The sequence below is a fragment of the Bacillus bruguierae genome (genome assembly GCF_037104725.1).
Lineage (GTDB): Bacteria > Bacillota > Bacilli > Bacillales > Bacillaceae_G > Bacillus_A > Bacillus_A bruguierae.
On sequence record NZ_JBAWSX010000001.1, the window covers coordinates 20,707 to 35,800 of the forward strand.

At 36.0% G+C, this 15,094-nt stretch carries 18 protein-coding genes; 11 read left to right on the top strand and 7 right to left on the bottom strand.

The window, feature by feature from the left end; all coding sequences use genetic code 11:
* Positions 1-60: 60 nt before the first annotated feature.
* On the bottom strand, positions 61-576 hold the full coding sequence (locus WAZ07_RS00100) for a gamma carbonic anhydrase (protein WP_336470830.1): 516 nt from the start codon (positions 574-576) through the stop codon (positions 61-63).
* Between the two features lie 74 nt (positions 577-650).
* On the opposite strand from WAZ07_RS00100, the gene WAZ07_RS00105 reads away from it, so the two are divergent.
* The 3 genes from WAZ07_RS00105 (at position 651) to WAZ07_RS00115 (ending at position 2,917) form a co-directional block, all read left to right on the top strand.
* Positions 651-1,430: an alpha/beta hydrolase gene (locus tag WAZ07_RS00105; protein ID WP_336470831.1), complete on the top strand. Its 780-nt coding sequence runs from the start codon at positions 651-653 to the stop codon at positions 1,428-1,430.
* Positions 1,431-1,507: 77 nt separating this feature from the next.
* A complete protein-coding gene (locus tag WAZ07_RS00110) occupies positions 1,508-2,569 on the top strand; it encodes a tetraprenyl-beta-curcumene synthase family protein (RefSeq protein ID WP_139207761.1) in 1,062 nt (353 codons plus the stop codon).
* A 144-nt stretch (positions 2,570-2,713) separates the two neighbouring features.
* On the top strand, positions 2,714-2,917 hold the full coding sequence (locus tag WAZ07_RS00115; RefSeq protein WP_336470832.1) for a hypothetical protein: 204 nt from the start codon (positions 2,714-2,716) through the stop codon (positions 2,915-2,917).
* A gap of 36 nt (positions 2,918-2,953) precedes the next feature.
* Here WAZ07_RS00115 and WAZ07_RS00120 read toward each other — a convergent pair whose 3' ends face one another.
* The 3 genes from WAZ07_RS00120 to mnmL all read right to left on the bottom strand — a co-directional run bounded on the left by WAZ07_RS00120 (position 2,954) and on the right by mnmL (position 5,485).
* Positions 2,954-3,640 (bottom strand): aspartate/glutamate racemase family protein, encoded by a 687-nt coding sequence (locus WAZ07_RS00120; RefSeq protein WP_336470833.1) that lies wholly within the window; start codon positions 3,638-3,640, stop codon positions 2,954-2,956.
* Between the two features lie 316 nt (positions 3,641-3,956).
* Positions 3,957-4,529 carry a tRNA 5-(aminomethyl)-2-thiouridylate-methyltransferase MnmM gene (mnmM, locus tag WAZ07_RS00125; RefSeq protein WP_336470834.1) on the bottom strand — a complete coding sequence of 191 codons (573 nt, stop codon included), beginning with the start codon at positions 4,527-4,529 and terminating at the stop codon, positions 3,957-3,959.
* The gene (gene mnmL / locus WAZ07_RS00130; RefSeq protein WP_336470835.1) at positions 4,526-5,485 is read right to left on the bottom strand and encodes a tRNA modification radical SAM protein MnmL/YtqA; all 960 of its coding nucleotides are present in this window, start codon (positions 5,483-5,485) and stop codon (positions 4,526-4,528) included. The genes mnmM and mnmL overlap by 4 nt, the downstream gene beginning before the upstream one ends.
* A 105-nt stretch (positions 5,486-5,590) precedes the next feature.
* Between mnmL and WAZ07_RS00135 the strand changes: the two genes are divergently transcribed.
* The 7 genes from WAZ07_RS00135 to WAZ07_RS00165 all read left to right on the top strand — a co-directional run bounded on the left by WAZ07_RS00135 (position 5,591) and on the right by WAZ07_RS00165 (position 13,387).
* Entirely contained in the window at positions 5,591-5,854 is a 264-nt protein-coding gene (locus WAZ07_RS00135) for a YtzC family protein (RefSeq protein WP_090919392.1), read from the top strand.
* Positions 5,855-5,869: 15 nt separating this feature from the next.
* On the top strand, positions 5,870-6,019 hold the full coding sequence (locus WAZ07_RS00140; RefSeq protein WP_003208774.1) for a hypothetical protein: 150 nt from the start codon (positions 5,870-5,872) through the stop codon (positions 6,017-6,019).
* A gap of 114 nt (positions 6,020-6,133) precedes the next feature.
* Positions 6,134-6,496, top strand: a complete 363-nt coding sequence (locus tag WAZ07_RS00145) for a VOC family protein (protein ID WP_336470836.1) — start codon at positions 6,134-6,136, stop codon at positions 6,494-6,496.
* A gap of 256 nt (positions 6,497-6,752) precedes the next feature.
* Positions 6,753-7,514, top strand: a complete 762-nt coding sequence (locus tag WAZ07_RS00150) for an ABC transporter ATP-binding protein (RefSeq protein WP_336470837.1) — start codon at positions 6,753-6,755, stop codon at positions 7,512-7,514.
* Between the two features lie 16 nt (positions 7,515-7,530).
* Positions 7,531-9,384 carry an ABC transporter permease gene (locus WAZ07_RS00155; RefSeq protein WP_336470838.1) on the top strand — a complete coding sequence of 618 codons (1,854 nt, stop codon included), beginning with the start codon at positions 7,531-7,533 and terminating at the stop codon, positions 9,382-9,384.
* A 379-nt stretch (positions 9,385-9,763) separates the two neighbouring features.
* Positions 9,764-10,090 (top strand): hypothetical protein, encoded by a 327-nt coding sequence (locus WAZ07_RS00160; RefSeq protein WP_336470839.1) that lies wholly within the window; start codon positions 9,764-9,766, stop codon positions 10,088-10,090.
* 660 nt (positions 10,091-10,750) lie between these two features.
* The gene (locus tag WAZ07_RS00165) at positions 10,751-13,387 is read left to right on the top strand and encodes a collagenase ColA (protein ID WP_336470840.1); all 2,637 of its coding nucleotides are present in this window, start codon (positions 10,751-10,753) and stop codon (positions 13,385-13,387) included.
* 59 nt (positions 13,388-13,446) lie between these two features.
* On the opposite strand, the gene WAZ07_RS00170 is transcribed toward WAZ07_RS00165, so the two are convergent.
* Positions 13,447-13,782, bottom strand: a complete 336-nt coding sequence (locus tag WAZ07_RS00170) for a hypothetical protein (protein ID WP_336470841.1) — start codon at positions 13,780-13,782, stop codon at positions 13,447-13,449.
* Positions 13,783-13,893: 111 nt separating this feature from the next.
* Between WAZ07_RS00170 and WAZ07_RS00175 the strand changes: the two genes are divergently transcribed.
* The gene (locus WAZ07_RS00175) at positions 13,894-14,421 is read left to right on the top strand and encodes a cysteine hydrolase family protein (RefSeq protein WP_336470842.1); all 528 of its coding nucleotides are present in this window, start codon (positions 13,894-13,896) and stop codon (positions 14,419-14,421) included.
* A 38-nt stretch (positions 14,422-14,459) separates the two neighbouring features.
* Here the strand turns inward: WAZ07_RS00175 and WAZ07_RS00180 are convergent, their stop codons facing one another.
* On the bottom strand, positions 14,460-14,642 hold the full coding sequence (locus WAZ07_RS00180; RefSeq protein ID WP_336470843.1) for a hypothetical protein: 183 nt from the start codon (positions 14,640-14,642) through the stop codon (positions 14,460-14,462).
* 24 nt (positions 14,643-14,666) lie between these two features.
* Complete coding sequence (locus tag WAZ07_RS00185) at positions 14,667-15,068, bottom strand: hypothetical protein (protein WP_336470844.1); 402 nt, start codon at positions 15,066-15,068, stop codon at positions 14,667-14,669.
* Positions 15,069-15,094 lie beyond the last annotated feature (26 nt).

The window sequence follows — 15,094 nt, forward strand, 5'->3', positions numbered from 1 at the left end:
TAAAGAAAATGTAGAGTTTTACGAAGAAAAAGCTGCCGTTTCAGGTGGCAGCTAAAAATTTTATTTCGTTTGTAAACTTTTATAATATTGTCCTTTTTCGACGTATTGACGACGAATGCGAGCCATATCTTCACGGTCTTCATCCGTTAGTTCACGGATTACTTTGGCCGGACGACCGAATGCAAGTGTATTTGGCGGGATTTTCTTTCCTTGCGGTACTAAACTGCCGGCACCGATAAATGCACCTTCACCAATTTCAGCTCCGTCTAAAATAATGGACCCCATGCCAATTAATGCATCTTTTTTCACTGTACAGCTATGTAAAATGACTTGATGTCCAATTGTAACATCATCTTCTAAAATAAGCGGGTACTTTGGACTTTGATGAAGTGTACATTGATCTTGTATATTGGTCCGGTCTCCGATAATCGTTGGAGAAACATCTCCACGGATGACAGTGTTAAACCAAATGCTTGATTCTTCACCAATTGTAACATCACCTGTAATTGTGACGTAGTCAGCGATAAATGCGCTATTAGCAATTTTCGGATGTTTGTCTTTGTAAGGATAAATCATATAAGTAACCTTCCTCTCCTAGAAACTAATATTAGTGTAGCAAATTATGAAATAGAGTGAAATGGAGGAATTTTATGTGGAATTATGAAGCGGAAGAGGCAAAAGGTGTTATAGTTATGGTACATGGTGCAATGGAGCATCATGGACGTTACGAGGCACTTGCAGACATGTGGCGCTATCTTGGCTTTCATGTTGTGATGGGAGATTTACCTGCGCACGGAACAACTTCAAGAAATAGAGGACATATTACGTCATTTGATGAATACATAGAAGAAGTAAAGACATGGATTAAAGAAGCGAAAAAATATTACTTGCCCCTTTTCCTATATGGACATAGTATGGGAGGGTTAATAGTTATTCGCGTGCTGCAAGAAACGAAAATGGATGTGCAAGGAGTAATCTTGACTTCGCCGTGCTTAGGAGTGTTATCAATGCCGAAACTACCGCTTCGTACCATTGCGAAAGTACTAAATGCTGTAGCCCCGAAAATGCAATTTAATTCGAATATTACAGTCGAAATGGCGACACGTAATCATGAAATTCGCGATGCAATGGAAAATGACTCATTGTTCTTGCGCAAAGTATCAGTTCGTTGGTATAGTGAGTTAATTAAAGCGGTAGAAATTGCACATGAAAAACGAAATGAATTTCCAGACGTACCGCTCTTGCTAATGCAGGCGTGTGAGGATAAACTTGTAGATAAAACACGTGTCTGTAGCTGGTTTGATAGTCTGAAAATTAGTGACAAAGCATATAAAGAATGGCCAAACTGTTATCATGAGCTATTTAATGAGTATGAGAAAGATGATATTTTTGCATATGCAAAATCATTTGTGGAAACGCATTTAATTTAGGAAACAAAAATAAATAATTACCAGTATATATTTTAAAAGTATTTGACCATATTCATTTAGAGGAGATGAAGAACGAAGTGAAAGTACCGAGTAACCCCATAACGCTCATGGCGAAAGTATACCGAGATGTGTTTCCGGTTGTACACCATGAGCTCGCAATGTGGAAAGAACGCGCCTACCATATTCCGAATGATGAACTTCATAATCAAGCGTTAGCGAGCATTGAGCATAAAACATTTCACTGTGAAGGCGGCAGCATTTTAGCGCTGCTTGCCGATGAACATCGCGAGGAATGTATTCGATTCATTGTAGCGTACCAAACGATTAGTGATTATTTGGACAATTTATGCGACCGTAGTACATCACTTGATCCAAAGGATTTTGCAGCGCTCCATGAGTCAATGCTTGCGGCGCTAACACCAGGAAGCGAAGGAAGCAACTATTATCGTTACCGTGATGATCAAGATGACGGTGGTTATTTAGATGAACTTGTAGCAACTTGTCAAGAAGTGCTTGCAAAGACGAAGCATTATAACAAGATTGCCCCGATTCTTCATGAACTTGCTTGTTATTACTGTGATTTGCAAATTCATAAACATGTAAAGCAAGAAGAGAGAGAAGATCGCTTGAAAACGTGGTTTGCAGCGCATCGTGAAAAAGTTCCGCCAATGAGCTGGTTTGAATTTTCAGCTTGTGCAGGTTCTACGCTAGGTATTTTCTGTCTTGTAGCATATGCATTCCATGATGAATTAACAGACGATGATATTATGAAAATTAAACAAGGGTATTTTCCTTATGTACAAGGATTACATATTTTACTTGATTATTTCATTGACCAAGAAGAAGATCGTATTGGCGGAGATTTAAATTTTTGTAGTTACTATGAAAATAAAGAAGCAACTCTTGAGAGATTGAAACATTTTGTAATAGAAGCAGAAAGAAGCTTGGAACAACTGCCACATATGAAATTTCATCGCCTCATAAGCCGCGGGTTGCTTGGAATTTATTTATCAGACGAGAAAGTGTCACAGCAAAAAGAAATGCAACACATGGCACGGCGCATTGTGAAATACGGCGGCTTTACTTCGCGCTTTTTCTATTGGAATGGAAGGATGTATCGCAAGAAGATAGCACAGTGATGAAAACGAGCTGAGCTGTATTCTACAGAGGTAGGAGGCAGCTCCGCTCGTTTTTTTATGAGGATTATCTCTTCCTAGTTCCTCATTGGATTTATTTAGCACCTTCGTATTTATATGGTAAAATATAGATGCGGAGGTGCTAAAATGAAAAAATTCTTTAAAAAGTTATATGATAATACCGAAGTTTCGTTATTAGTATGCCTTTCTATTTCATTTGTACTTGGCATTTATAATATGCTGATAAAAGCAGGTGGGCCAACAACTGTAGATTACATCATGCAGGCGGTATTAGCAGTTGTTATTATTGTGGATATCTGGTTTTTAAAACATCAAGAAGAAACGAATTAAGGAGCGCTCATATTTTTGTATGAGGGCTCCTTTTGTTCAATTAGATTTTTGATAAGCTAAATACTTATTTACAATAGCTTTGGCAAGACATGTAGAGGAATCTACAACGTAAAGATGATTTTGTTTTGTTTCTAATATGACATTTAAATCTGTACATGCTATGACAACAGCATCGACAGTTTCAGTTAATTCTGAGCATAGTGTATTCCACGATTGACTCGCTTCGTTTAGTTGTCCTATTTTTATTTTATATATAATTTGATTGATAGCAGTTTGCCAGCTATTTTTTTGAATATATTGTATACCACGTTTCAAAAATCCCTCTTGATATATACCAGATTGAACGGTCGAATCAGTTGCTAAAAGAGCTAATTTTTTTACGTGATAAGGTATTTCTTTTATTGTTTCATCGACTATATTTAATAGTGGAATTGAAATGGAACTATGCAGTTGATCAAAATAAAGGTGTGCAGTATTACATGGCATAGCAATAAAATCGACACCTGTACTTTCAAGTTTTTGTGCCCCGTTTATAATTGCTCTTTTCATATCTTCATGATTAATAGCTTTATCGATATAGAACGGTGTTGGACATGAATAAATCATCATATGAGGAAAGTCCATGTCATCTTTCGCACCATAAATTTCTTGGCATTGCTTTACTACGTTATCAACGAATGGCCCAGTAGACTTCGGCCCCATTCCAGCTAGTATTCCAATCATGGTTGTTCATCCCCTTTGTTTTAATTCGAATATAGAAATTCTTGTTTCGTATGAAAGAATCCTTCTTAGACAATAAAAAATACGCGCAGTATGCACGTATTTTGGTAGGTGTATTCATGCTGTAATTTGTCGAAGGGTCTTTATCCTGTGTCGAAGCGCCGATATATTTCAAAAGTCGCCGATATATTGGCCAGGCGCTTTATCCCGCATTAACGGGCAGTAAAGTGGGTATGCACGGGGAAGAAAACTGCCCGTAAAAGCCCGATTGGGCGGGCTTTCCATCAGTGAGAAAAGCGTCACTGATGGAAGTTTCACTTTATCTCTTTTCAATCGCAATAATAAACGGCGGGTTATTTTGTTGGTTCATAAATTCGTACTTCAGTACGTGTGCTTCTTTTTGATCTAGCTGCCCGGCAAATTTGACAACGGCATCGCGTTCTATTTGTCCTTCAGGATGTCCGTGATAAATGACAAGAATGATAATTCCTTCTGGTGCCATAACTTCTAATAACTGCTGCAAGGCAGAAAGAGTTGAGTTTGGTTTTGTGACGATGTTTTTATCACCGCCAGGAAGATAGCCTAAGTTAAAGATAGCTCCTGTTACTTTTCCTTTTGCGTCTTCTGGTAATACGGCTGTTAATGTATCGTGGCTATCATGAATAAGAACGGCACGCTCAGTCAGTCCTTTTTCTTGCAGCCGTGTGCTTGAATTGGTAATTGCTTCTTCTTGAATATCGAAGCCAAATACTGTTCCATTCTCGCCGACAAGCTCTGCTAAAAAGCACGTATCATGTCCGTTGCCGAGCGTTGCGTCAACAGTGTAATCTCCTTCTTTCACCGCTCGTTCTAGCAGCGTGCGGGCAAAAGGTAAGATGCGTTCTAATTTCATACTGTCTTCACCTCATTTGCATATTTACCTTGCCAGCTGCCGCGGCGTACAAATTCAGCATCAATTGCATTTAATACTTCCCACTTGTTCAAGCTCCACATCGGACCGATCATTAAGTCAGGTGGACCGTCACCTGTGATGCGATGTACGATGACATCTGATGGAATGATTTCAAGCTGGTCAACAACGAGATTTACGTAATCCTCAAGAGATAGAAATTGTAGTTGTCCTTTTTCATATTGCTTCACCATAGGCGTTCCTTTTAATAAGTGTAGCAAATGAATTTTAATTCCTTGAATATCAAGTTTTACCACTTCGCGCGCTGTTTCCATCATCATGTCATAGTCTTCAAGAGGGAGACCGTTAATGATGTGTGAGCACACGTTAATGTTATGCTTACGAAGTTTATTTATACCTTCTACATAAGAAGGATAATCGTGAGCGCGGTTAATCAAAAGCGCTGTACGTTCATGTACGGTTTGTAAGCCAAGCTCGACCCAAAGGTACGTACGCTTATTTAGATCAGCTAAATATTCGACAACATCATCAGGTAAGCAGTCTGGCCGGGTAGCGATAGAAAGACCGACAACGCCGTCTTCTTTTAAAAGTGGTTCGAATTTTTCTTTTAACACCTCAACAGGAGCGTGTGTATTCGTATAAGCTTGGAAATAGGCAATACACTTACCATCTTTCCATTTCGTATGCATTTTTTCTTTCATTTCATGATATTGCGTAACAACATCATCACGGCGGTCACCGGCAAAGTCTCCGGAACCAGCCGCACTACAAAATGTACAGCCACCGTACGCAACTGTGCCATCACGGTTTGGGCAGTCAAATCCAGCATCTAAAGAAACTTTAAAGATTTTCTCGCCGAAATGCCCGCGTAGATGGTAGTTCCACGTATGGTAACGTTTATTGTCGTTTGAATATGGGAAAGGATTTTGGACCTTCATAGTTATTCCTCCTCAAAGATATGAGCAAAAATCATTATAACATACTCATAAGGTTCATATAGAACGGACAAGCTAAAGGAGAAATATTGGTAAGGAGGAACAATCATGGCAGAGCGTGAATCACTGGAAGCGTGCATCCAAAATGCACATCAAGCAATGGAATATGCAAAAGAACAATTGGACATTGGAATGAGACAAGAGCATTACAATAAAATGAACTACTCTGATGCGCAGCTTCAATTAGAACAAGCTTACAATGAGATGCAAACGATGCAGCACTATGCAAATGATGAACAACGTGAACAGCTGAATCGTGCACGTATGGCAATACGACAATTACAACATCAAATGATTATTACACCGCATTAATAAGGAGCGATAAGGATGGCAAAGCGTTCAGATCAAAATAACCCAGAGCAAAAAACACAAAACGGACATAATGCTGAGTTTTCAAATGAATTAGATCCAGTAGTACAAGCAAAGCAAAGAAATCGTAAAAAAGGCCAACCACAAAAATCAAAGCAATCAGAATAAACCAGGTCGAAATATGACCTGGTTTTATTTCTTATGGAAATTTGCTTTCTTTTTCATACGTACGAGAGATGTATTATAATAATGCTCGAATATCACAGAGCGGAGGAATGAAACATGATTGTACATATCGGCACAGTAGCCGTGTACGTAGATGACCAGCAAAAGGCACTACAATTTTGGACAGAGAAAGCGGGATTTGAAGTATACCGTAATGATCCAATGGGGCCAAATGCAAGTTGGATTGAAGTAGGACCGAAAGATACACGTTCTCACCTAGTTATTTATCCAAAATCAATGATGAAAAATGCAAATGAACTAAAAGCATCGATTGTATTTGTAACGGAAAATATGACAGATACATATGAAACAATGAAGAAAAATAGTGTGGAATTTACACAAGAGCCAAATGAAATGCCATGGGGTACATTTGCCATTTTTAAAGATAACGAAGGTAATGAGTTTGTTTTAAAAGGATAAAATGAAAGAAGCTGAGCTTATATGAGTTCAGCCTCTTTTATGTTCGTTATGGTAAAATAATGTAACTTTATTACGTGAAATGAAAATATATATCTTAAAATAACAAGCGGCTCCATATGCTACGTGTTTACATGTAACATATGGAGCCGTTTATATATCTTACAAAATTGTAAGATAAATGTAAGTTTAATCTATGGCAGGAAATGCTTTAAAAGAGCAAAATAGGAACAGGAAAACAAAGTACAGGAGGATTTATATGAAAACACCAGTTGTAGACGTAAAGAATGTTCAAAAAGTATACGGTAAAAAAGGTGAAAGTCAATCACATGCATTAAAGGGTGTATCATTCTCCATTCAAGAAGGTGAATTTGTTGGGATTATGGGACCTTCTGGTTCTGGAAAAACAACATTATTGAATGTTATTTCAACATTAGATAAAGCGACGGACGGCGTTGTTGAAATTGCAGGTACAGATATTACGAAAATGAAGCAGGGGGAATTATCTGATTTCCGTTCACAAAAATTAGGCTTCATATTTCAAGACTTTAACTTACTAGAAAACCTATCAATTTATGAAAATATTGCATTGCCTCTTTCACTGCAAGGGGTTCCTTCAAAAAAGATTGGACCGAAAGTAGAGAAGGTAGCGGAAATGCTAGGAATTTCAGAGATTCTTCAAAAATATCCATCTGAAGTATCTGGGGGACAAAAGCAACGTTCAGCGGCGGCACGTGCACTTGTACATGAACCAGCCATTATTTTAGGTGACGAGCCAACAGGAGCGCTGGATTCCAAAAACGCAACAAGTTTGTTAGATGCGATGACAAACTTAAATGAAGAACAAGGTGTTTCTATTATGATGGTTACACATGATCCGTATAGTGCAAGTTATTGCCGACGTATTTTATTTATCCAAGATGGTGAGTTATATAAAGAAATTCACCGCAAGGGTACACGTGAAGAATTTTATAAAGAAATTTTAGATGTGCTGGCAGACTTAGGCACACAAAAAGCGTAAGAAAGGAGAGGCAGGCATGTTATTTAAGCTTTCCATGTCAGGACTGAAAAGTAAGCTGAAAGACTATATTGTCTTACTCGTTGGTCTTGTTATGTCAATTTCGATTTTTTACATGTTTCAAACGTTAGCACTAAATAAAGCGTTTATTGAAGCGAATTCTGTAATTAGTAGTATTCAATTCGTCTTCCATGCAGGTGCGGTACTATTAGCTATCATTACATTCTTCTACATTTTATATGCAAATTCTTTCTTACTATCACTTCGTCAAAAAGAATTTGGTATGTACATGATGCTAGGAGCGAAAAAACATAAGGTTACAATGCTCATGTTTATTGAAACAATTGTATTAGGAGCAGCATCTCTTATAGTTGGTATTGCAGTTGGTATAGGGCTAGCGCAAGGAATTGGTAAACTACTTATGCAGCAGCTTGAGTTTACTGCAGGTGGCTATCATGCGTTTTATGTCCCATCTATGCTTGTTACATGTATTTTCTTCTTAGTACTATTTGTTTTATCAGCAATTATGAATAGTATCAAATTATCGCGTATTACGGTTCTGCAACTGGTTCATGCAGATTCTAAAACGGATCGTGTTTCTAAAACAGGAATAAAGACTGTTATAGCTGCATTCGTTGGAATTATTCTGTTAGCAATCGGCTATGCTTCTATGGTTTACATGGACAAGTTGGCGCAAATGGGAATTATTATAGCATTAATTACTGTAACGTCCGGAACTTACATGTTATTTGGAACATTCCTTCCGCTTATTATTAAAAAGCTTAAAAGTAATAAAAAGGTTACTGAAAAAGGACTTAATGCCTTTACATTTGCACAATTAAATTTCCGTATTAATAGCTTAACAAAAGTATTAGCGACAGTAGCGATGTTAGTTGCGCTTGGAGCAGGTGCGATTTCTGGCGGTATGGCATTTAAAAATAATGTTATGCTTACTGTAGATGGTTTGGCAATTTATGATGTTGCAATTCATAATCCAACAGCCGAAGAAAAGAAAATTTTAGATGGTATTACATTTAAAGAGAAAAATGAATATCGTTATAAAATAGATGATAAATATGTGTATTATTTAAAAGAAGATTTAGAGAAAAATCGTCCTTTAATACAAGATTTAAAAGTTTTTAAAGGGATGAAAGATATCGGTAAAGTAAAACGAGCTTCTGAAGAACTGCCAGTAGGTGCGATTTTGAGTTCCAGTCAAGAAAAATCTGATAATGTGATTCCAAAAGAGTGGGATCAGGCATTAAGCACAATTCATCTATCTTATGTATCCCCTAATCAAACAATCAAAATTGTAGATCAAAAAATGTATGATGGTTTGCAAGGCAAAGAGGGTGTTGCATTAATTGGAAAAGTAGATGATTTCTTAACATATAAAAAAGAATGGAAAAAAATTGACGAATTGCAGCTAGCTAAATATAAAAATATAAAAGAAAATTCCTTGCAAAGTAAGAACCAATTTTATACTGGATTTTACGGCATTGCAAGCGGAACAGTATTTATGGGATTCTTCTTAGGAATTGCGTTCCTAGCAATGATGGCAAGTTGTTTAATGTTTAAAATTCTTTCAGGAGCATCAAGCGATATTACACGTTACCAAATGCTTCGCAAAATTGGCGTTCGCCGTGAATTATTAACGAAATCAATTTACAAAGAGTTATTCTTAGTATTCCTATTCCCAGGAATCGTAGGGATTGTCCACGTATTAGTTGGTATGAACATCTTCTCGTTCATTTTAATTAATCCTTACTTCCGTGTATGGCTTCCAATCTTGATTTTCGTAGTCATTTATATGATCTATTATTTTATTACCGTTCAATTGTATAAAGGAATTGTTCTTCCGAAAGAGGAATAGAATTTGGGAAATACCGAGCGGTGATGCTCGGTATTTTTACATCTACAAGAATGATTTAACTTAGTAAATCTGATATAAAGTTTTTTGTGCTACGATTATACGAGGGGGGAGAAAATGAACAAGAAAAAAATAGTATTCGGCTTATTATTTATCCCGCATTAACGGGCAGTAATACTCCCACCTCAAAATTCAGCGAAAGCAAAGAAGTTAGGTGGGAGATAAACTGCCCGTAAAAGCCCGATTGGTTTAACTAATAATCAGTGGGGGATGAAGAAAACCCCCACTGATTAAAGTTTCACTTTATATTCGTTCCTTTATTTATATCTTTCTAATAGAGCATGAAGATAAAGTAGCGCTAACACCTGATATGATATCAAAGGTGCAATATTTAGAAACAGATTCGGTTGCCGGGGGTATGATTACAGATGGCGGGAAAGATGCGAGAGATGTATTTCAAAAGTTAACGAGTTCAAAAAAAGTGGTGACACAAAAAGAATTTTTTAAGAAGAGATTTTTTGAACAATCTTCGCACTGTAAAATTGATTTTGTGTTAGATGACGGGAAAAGAATTACATTTAATGTAGTATTGTTTAGCGTTGAACCATACTATGCCGAAGCTTATGTTCAATGTGTTGGAAACAAAACAATCTATCACTTAAATAAAGAAGATGCAACAGATATAGGAATGCAATTTGTTAATCGATAATTTGCTAACTTTAAAAAGCACTTATGAAATTTTCAAAAGTGCTTTTTTTAATGAACAAGGATTTTATACACAAATCCCCCCTTATCAAGAAGGGTAGCTTGATAAGGGGGGACGCTAAAAAGAAAGAGTAGGAGAAACACAAGCATGGAAGTGAACAGTAAAATGGTTAAAAACTTAATTTTCGGAAAATTATAAAGCTGAAGGGTTTTTTCGTTTTACTCTTTCTTTATAATATGAGTGTATCATTAAAAATAAAATGAATCAATAAAAAAAGACAATATTCTTATTAATTCGACATTTTTCGATATTATTTTTATTCGCGACAGAACAATTAACTTCAGGATGCTTTTGATTGAAAGGGAATTTTTATGTCAAATAATTTATACATGACTAAATTATTGGTGTATAAATCATTAGATTATTCTGATAAAAATTCATTTTTTCTATGAAATTTAATATTGGCATGGTTCTTGCTTATCTGAAATAAGGAAGGGGGATAAATAAATTTAGCAGTAGCTGCAATAAGGGAATACTTATTGAAAATATTGGCACTTATTTTACAGGTATCAATGGGGATGAGGTTGTCTAGTAAAGGTACATGAAAGAAAGCTTTAGTTTAAAAAGTCAGAATTTTCATTATTTTAAAAAGGAGGAGATAGCATGGCGAAATACTCGAAATTTTATAAACTGATGCTTGGTGTTGGGCTTGTTACTATATCATGTAATGGCATGCAAATTCAAGCAGAGGCAAAAGAGAAAAATACGAAGAATGTATTACAAATGGAGCCGGTAGGATTAAAGAAATCCGTTGATGAGTTAGCGCACTCTTCGAACGTACAAGAAAGTCCATCTTTTACAAAACGGTTAAAGTTAGCAGATTTATCGCAGCGTCCGCCAGCACCAAAAGAGGATGCTAAACAGCTGGCTGAAGAAAAAAAATATTCGATGGCTGAATTAAATCAATTAAGCAACAAACAATTAGCCGATCTTCTTGTTACGATTCAATGGTATCAAATTCCGGAATTATTTCAGTTTAATAGTGATAGTCTGAAGTTCTATCAAGATGATAGCCGGATACAAGCGCTTATTGATAAACTAGCAGAACAAGGCCAAGCGTATACGCAGGACGATTCAAAAGGAATTGAGACATTAGTAGAAGTTATACGTTCGGGATTTTATTTAGGTTTTTATCATCAAGAATTAAGTAAACTAAGTGAACGCAGCTATCATGATAAATGTTTGCCATCTTTGAAAGCGATTGCAAAAAATCCGAATTTTAAACTTGGTACATCGGAACAAAACAAAGTTATTTCATCGTATGGAATGTTAATTGGCGGGGCATCAAGTGATGTTGAAATCATTCAATATGCTGCTAAAATTTTTAAACAATATAATGATAATCTTTCCACGTTTATTGAAGATCGGACAAAAGGTAATGCTATATATAATTTGATGAAAGAAATTGATTATGATGTTCAGTCGTATATGTATGATACAGACAAAGAACCAAAAGATACGATGTGGTATAGGAATATCGATAGCTTTATTAATGAAATAAGTCGTTTTGCACTCATTGGTACGGTAACAGACAAAAACGGATGGTTAATTAATAATGGAATTTACTATGCTAGCCGATTTGGTAAGCTTCATAGTACACAGGCAAAAGGACAGCAAGTTGCAACAGAAGCGATGTGGATTTATCCATATTTAGGACAGCAATATTTTGTTGCGGTAGAACAAATTGTTACAAATTACGGCGGAGTAGATGCGAACGGAAAAACAGTAAATTTAGATCAAATTCGAGAAGATGGTAAGAAGAAATATTTGCCTAAAACCTATACGTTTGATGACGGGGCAATCGTCTTGAAAGCGGGAGATAAAGTGACTGAGGATAAAATTAAACGTTTATACTGGGCGGCAAAAGAAGTACGCGCTCAATTTTATCGTACAGTTGGTAGTGATAAGCCGCTCGAGGGCGGACATGCTGATGATGTGTTAACAATGGTTATTTACAATAGTCCCGACGAATATCAATTTAACCGTCAATTGTATGGCTATGAAACGAATAATGGTGGTATTTACATTGAAGGAATCGGAACGTTCTTCACATATGAACGTACACCACAGCAAAGTGTTTTTAGTTTGGAGGAATTGTTCCGTCATGAATTTACACACTATTTACAAGGAAGATATGAAGTTCCAGGGTTATGGGGACAGGGAAACATGTATCAAGATGAACGTTTGACTTGGTTTGAAGAAGGAAACGCGGAGTTCTTTGCAGGATCAACGCGATTAGATAGCGTTGTACCGCGAAAAAGTATAATTAACAGATTATCTAATGATCCAGCGAAACGATACACGGCAGAGCAAACATTGTATGCAAAATACGGAACGTGGGATTTTTATAACTATTCGTTTGCATTGCAATCTTATATGTATAATAATCGCTCTGGTATGTTCGATAAAGTGCATGATTTAATTCGTGCAAATGATGTTCCAGGTTATGATGCGTACCGCTCTGCATTAAGTAAGGATAATAAATTAAATGAAGACTACCAATCTTATATGCAAATGCTGATTGATAATCGGGATAAGTATACAATTCCGCAGGTATCAGATGATTATTTAGCAGAGCATAAACCGAAAGCGCTTTCTGATGTTGCAGCAGATATTACTAACGAGGCAAAGCTAACAAATGTGAAGGTAACAAAAAACAAATCACAATTCTTTAATACATTTACACTACAAGGAACATATACAGGAAGTGCGTCAAAAGGAGAAACTGAGGACTGGAAAGCGATGAATCAAGCAACGAATGAGATGTTAAAGCATCTTTCTGAAAAAGAGTGGAGCGGCTATAAAACATTGACTGCTTATTTTGTGAATTACCATGTCAATGCGGCTGGACAATTTGAATATGATGTTGTGTTTAGCGGAGTGAATACTGAAGAAGATAATAGCGTAGAAAAAGAACCGAATGATTCATTTAATACAGCTAATCCACTATCTCTGAACACATTATTACGAGGTAACCTAAGTGATCAAGATCAAGTTGATCGGTTTGTTATTGATGTGAAGACAGCAAAAGATTTACAGATTACCGTTACGAATGAACAAAACCTTGGAATGAATTGGGTATTATATTCTGAATCAGACTTAAATAATTATGCCGCCTATGCAACAAAACGCGACGGAAACAAATTGCTCGGAAATTATAATGCGAAGCCAGGAAAATATTATTTGAGTGTATATAAATATAGCGGTGGAACAGGGAATTATACAGTAGAGGTAAAATAGTTGAAAGTAACAGTTAAAATCCCGCCACGGAGAAAACATAGTTTCTCTGTGGCGAGATTTTACATTGTATCATCATCCTCGTCGTATTCTGGCAAATCATCATGTGATAACCAATTCTCGTAGAAATCATTTTTTGCTTTTTTTGAAAAAACAACAGCAGGAGTTTTATCTATTTCTTTAAGTAACTCTCTTGCAGTTGTTTCTCCAAAGTCTCTTATATAAACTTTTTGTTCTAATGGAAATTCCCATATCTTCCAATCTGATGCGTGTTCTTTTCCGAATGGCTCTCGTAACCAGTAGAAAGCAATTTCTTTGTTGTAACTGACTACAACTTCATAATCATCTGTACCGATAGCATAAGCTTTCAGTTCTTTCTCGTCTTTTCTTCTTTTCATGCTTTCCTCCTCTAGTTCTTTTGAAGATAAGAATGCTTTTTATCATTTTATCAAAATAGTGAAACAATAAGTGTTATAATAAAAAAGAAACGAATAGGGTGGAGAATAGTAATGAAACAAGCTTTAGTTGTCATTGACATGCAAGAGATTTTCTTTCTTGAACCGCAAAACTTTTTATATGATAAAGAACGCGTAGTTGAAAATATCAACGAATTAATTACGAAGGCTCATGAAAAAAATATCCCCGTTATCTTCATTCAACATACAGATACAGAGGAAACAGATGAAATGTTTGAAGGGAAAGATGGCTGGCAATTACATAAAGGATTAGCTAGGGCTTCCTCAGATAAAGTTATTCAAAAAACGAAATGGGATGCATTCTATCAAACAGAGCTATTAAACTACTTAAAAGAGAAAGAAATTGAGCAAATTATTTTTGCGGGAGCTCAAACTGAATTTTGTTTTGATACTACAATTCGAGCTGCTTATAGCTTAGGATACCAAAATAACCTTCTTGCTAGAAATACACATAGTACAATAACAAGTACAGTATTAGATGCAGAGCAAATTATTAAACATCATGAAAACATTTGGAATAACCGATTTTTAAAAATTGTCGAATTAGATACGGTACTATAAATAAAAGCTAGCAAACGATTTGTTTGCTAGCTTTTTTGTTAACGAGTGATGTATGTAATTGCAAAAACAATGAGTAGCATTGCAATAAACCATAGATTATCCCCAATATCAAATTTCTTCTTTTTCTGTACTTCTTTTAAACTGCGGACTTCATTTTTTAATTCATTAACAGATGCTTTCAATTCGTTAATTTCTTGCGTTAACCTCGTCGTATTATTCATTCTATTTTCTCTTTTCTTTTTTATTTATCCTAAACTTCCACCTGGTAAAGAAACATGAAAATCATCCCCTATATTTAACTGCCAGCCTTCAAAAAAGCTACTATCATGAAAGATATCTAAAAAGATATTTTCGTCAAATTCAATTGTTAAATCGGAAATTGGTGAAAAATGATGTATCTTTTGTACTTTCCGATTTCGTAGTAGTTTTTTTGCGATTTTACGAAATCTAGATCCATCCGAATTTGTAAGTTCATAGTTTGGTTTTCCTACTTGCACCTCACGATGGTTTCTTATACGCCACGCACATTCCACGGTTAAGCGCCCATCTTCAAATACGATGATAAGAGGAAGGTTTACTTCGGGGTTTATTTCTTTTACTGATTGACCAAGTAACTCTGAGAAATTGTGCTCACTTATATTTTGCATGCGTAGCCTCCTGTTCTAAGAATAAG

Excerpts from the sequence above, each read along its gene's own strand:
- WAZ07_RS00165 (WP_336470840.1), top strand. The coding sequence starts at position 10,751 with ATGGCGAAATACTCGAAATTTTATAAACTGATGCTTGGTGTTGGGCTT.
- mnmM (WP_336470834.1), bottom strand. The coding sequence starts at position 4,529 with ATGAAATTAGAACGCATCTTACCTTTTGCCCGCACGCTGCTAGAACGA.
- WAZ07_RS00100 (WP_336470830.1), bottom strand. The coding sequence starts at position 576 with ATGATTTATCCTTACAAAGACAAACATCCGAAAATTGCTAATAGCGCA.
- WAZ07_RS00175 (WP_336470842.1), top strand. The coding sequence starts at position 13,894 with ATGAAACAAGCTTTAGTTGTCATTGACATGCAAGAGATTTTCTTTCTT.
- WAZ07_RS00185 (WP_336470844.1), bottom strand. The coding sequence starts at position 15,068 with ATGCAAAATATAAGTGAGCACAATTTCTCAGAGTTACTTGGTCAATCA.
- mnmL (WP_336470835.1), bottom strand. The coding sequence starts at position 5,485 with ATGAAGGTCCAAAATCCTTTCCCATATTCAAACGACAATAAACGTTAC.
- WAZ07_RS00105 (WP_336470831.1), top strand. The coding sequence starts at position 651 with ATGTGGAATTATGAAGCGGAAGAGGCAAAAGGTGTTATAGTTATGGTA.
- WAZ07_RS00140 (WP_003208774.1), top strand. The coding sequence starts at position 5,870 with ATGGCAAAGCGTTCAGATCAAAATAACCCAGAGCAAAAAACACAAAAC.
- WAZ07_RS00150 (WP_336470837.1), top strand. The coding sequence starts at position 6,753 with ATGAAAACACCAGTTGTAGACGTAAAGAATGTTCAAAAAGTATACGGT.
- WAZ07_RS00120 (WP_336470833.1), bottom strand. The coding sequence starts at position 3,640 with ATGATTGGAATACTAGCTGGAATGGGGCCGAAGTCTACTGGGCCATTC.
- WAZ07_RS00180 (WP_336470843.1), bottom strand. The coding sequence starts at position 14,642 with ATGAATAATACGACGAGGTTAACGCAAGAAATTAACGAATTGAAAGCA.
- WAZ07_RS00145 (WP_336470836.1), top strand. The coding sequence starts at position 6,134 with ATGATTGTACATATCGGCACAGTAGCCGTGTACGTAGATGACCAGCAA.
- WAZ07_RS00170 (WP_336470841.1), bottom strand. The coding sequence starts at position 13,782 with ATGAAAAGAAGAAAAGACGAGAAAGAACTGAAAGCTTATGCTATCGGT.
- WAZ07_RS00115 (WP_336470832.1), top strand. The coding sequence starts at position 2,714 with ATGAAAAAATTCTTTAAAAAGTTATATGATAATACCGAAGTTTCGTTA.
- WAZ07_RS00155 (WP_336470838.1), top strand. The coding sequence starts at position 7,531 with ATGTTATTTAAGCTTTCCATGTCAGGACTGAAAAGTAAGCTGAAAGAC.
- WAZ07_RS00135 (WP_090919392.1), top strand. The coding sequence starts at position 5,591 with ATGGCAGAGCGTGAATCACTGGAAGCGTGCATCCAAAATGCACATCAA.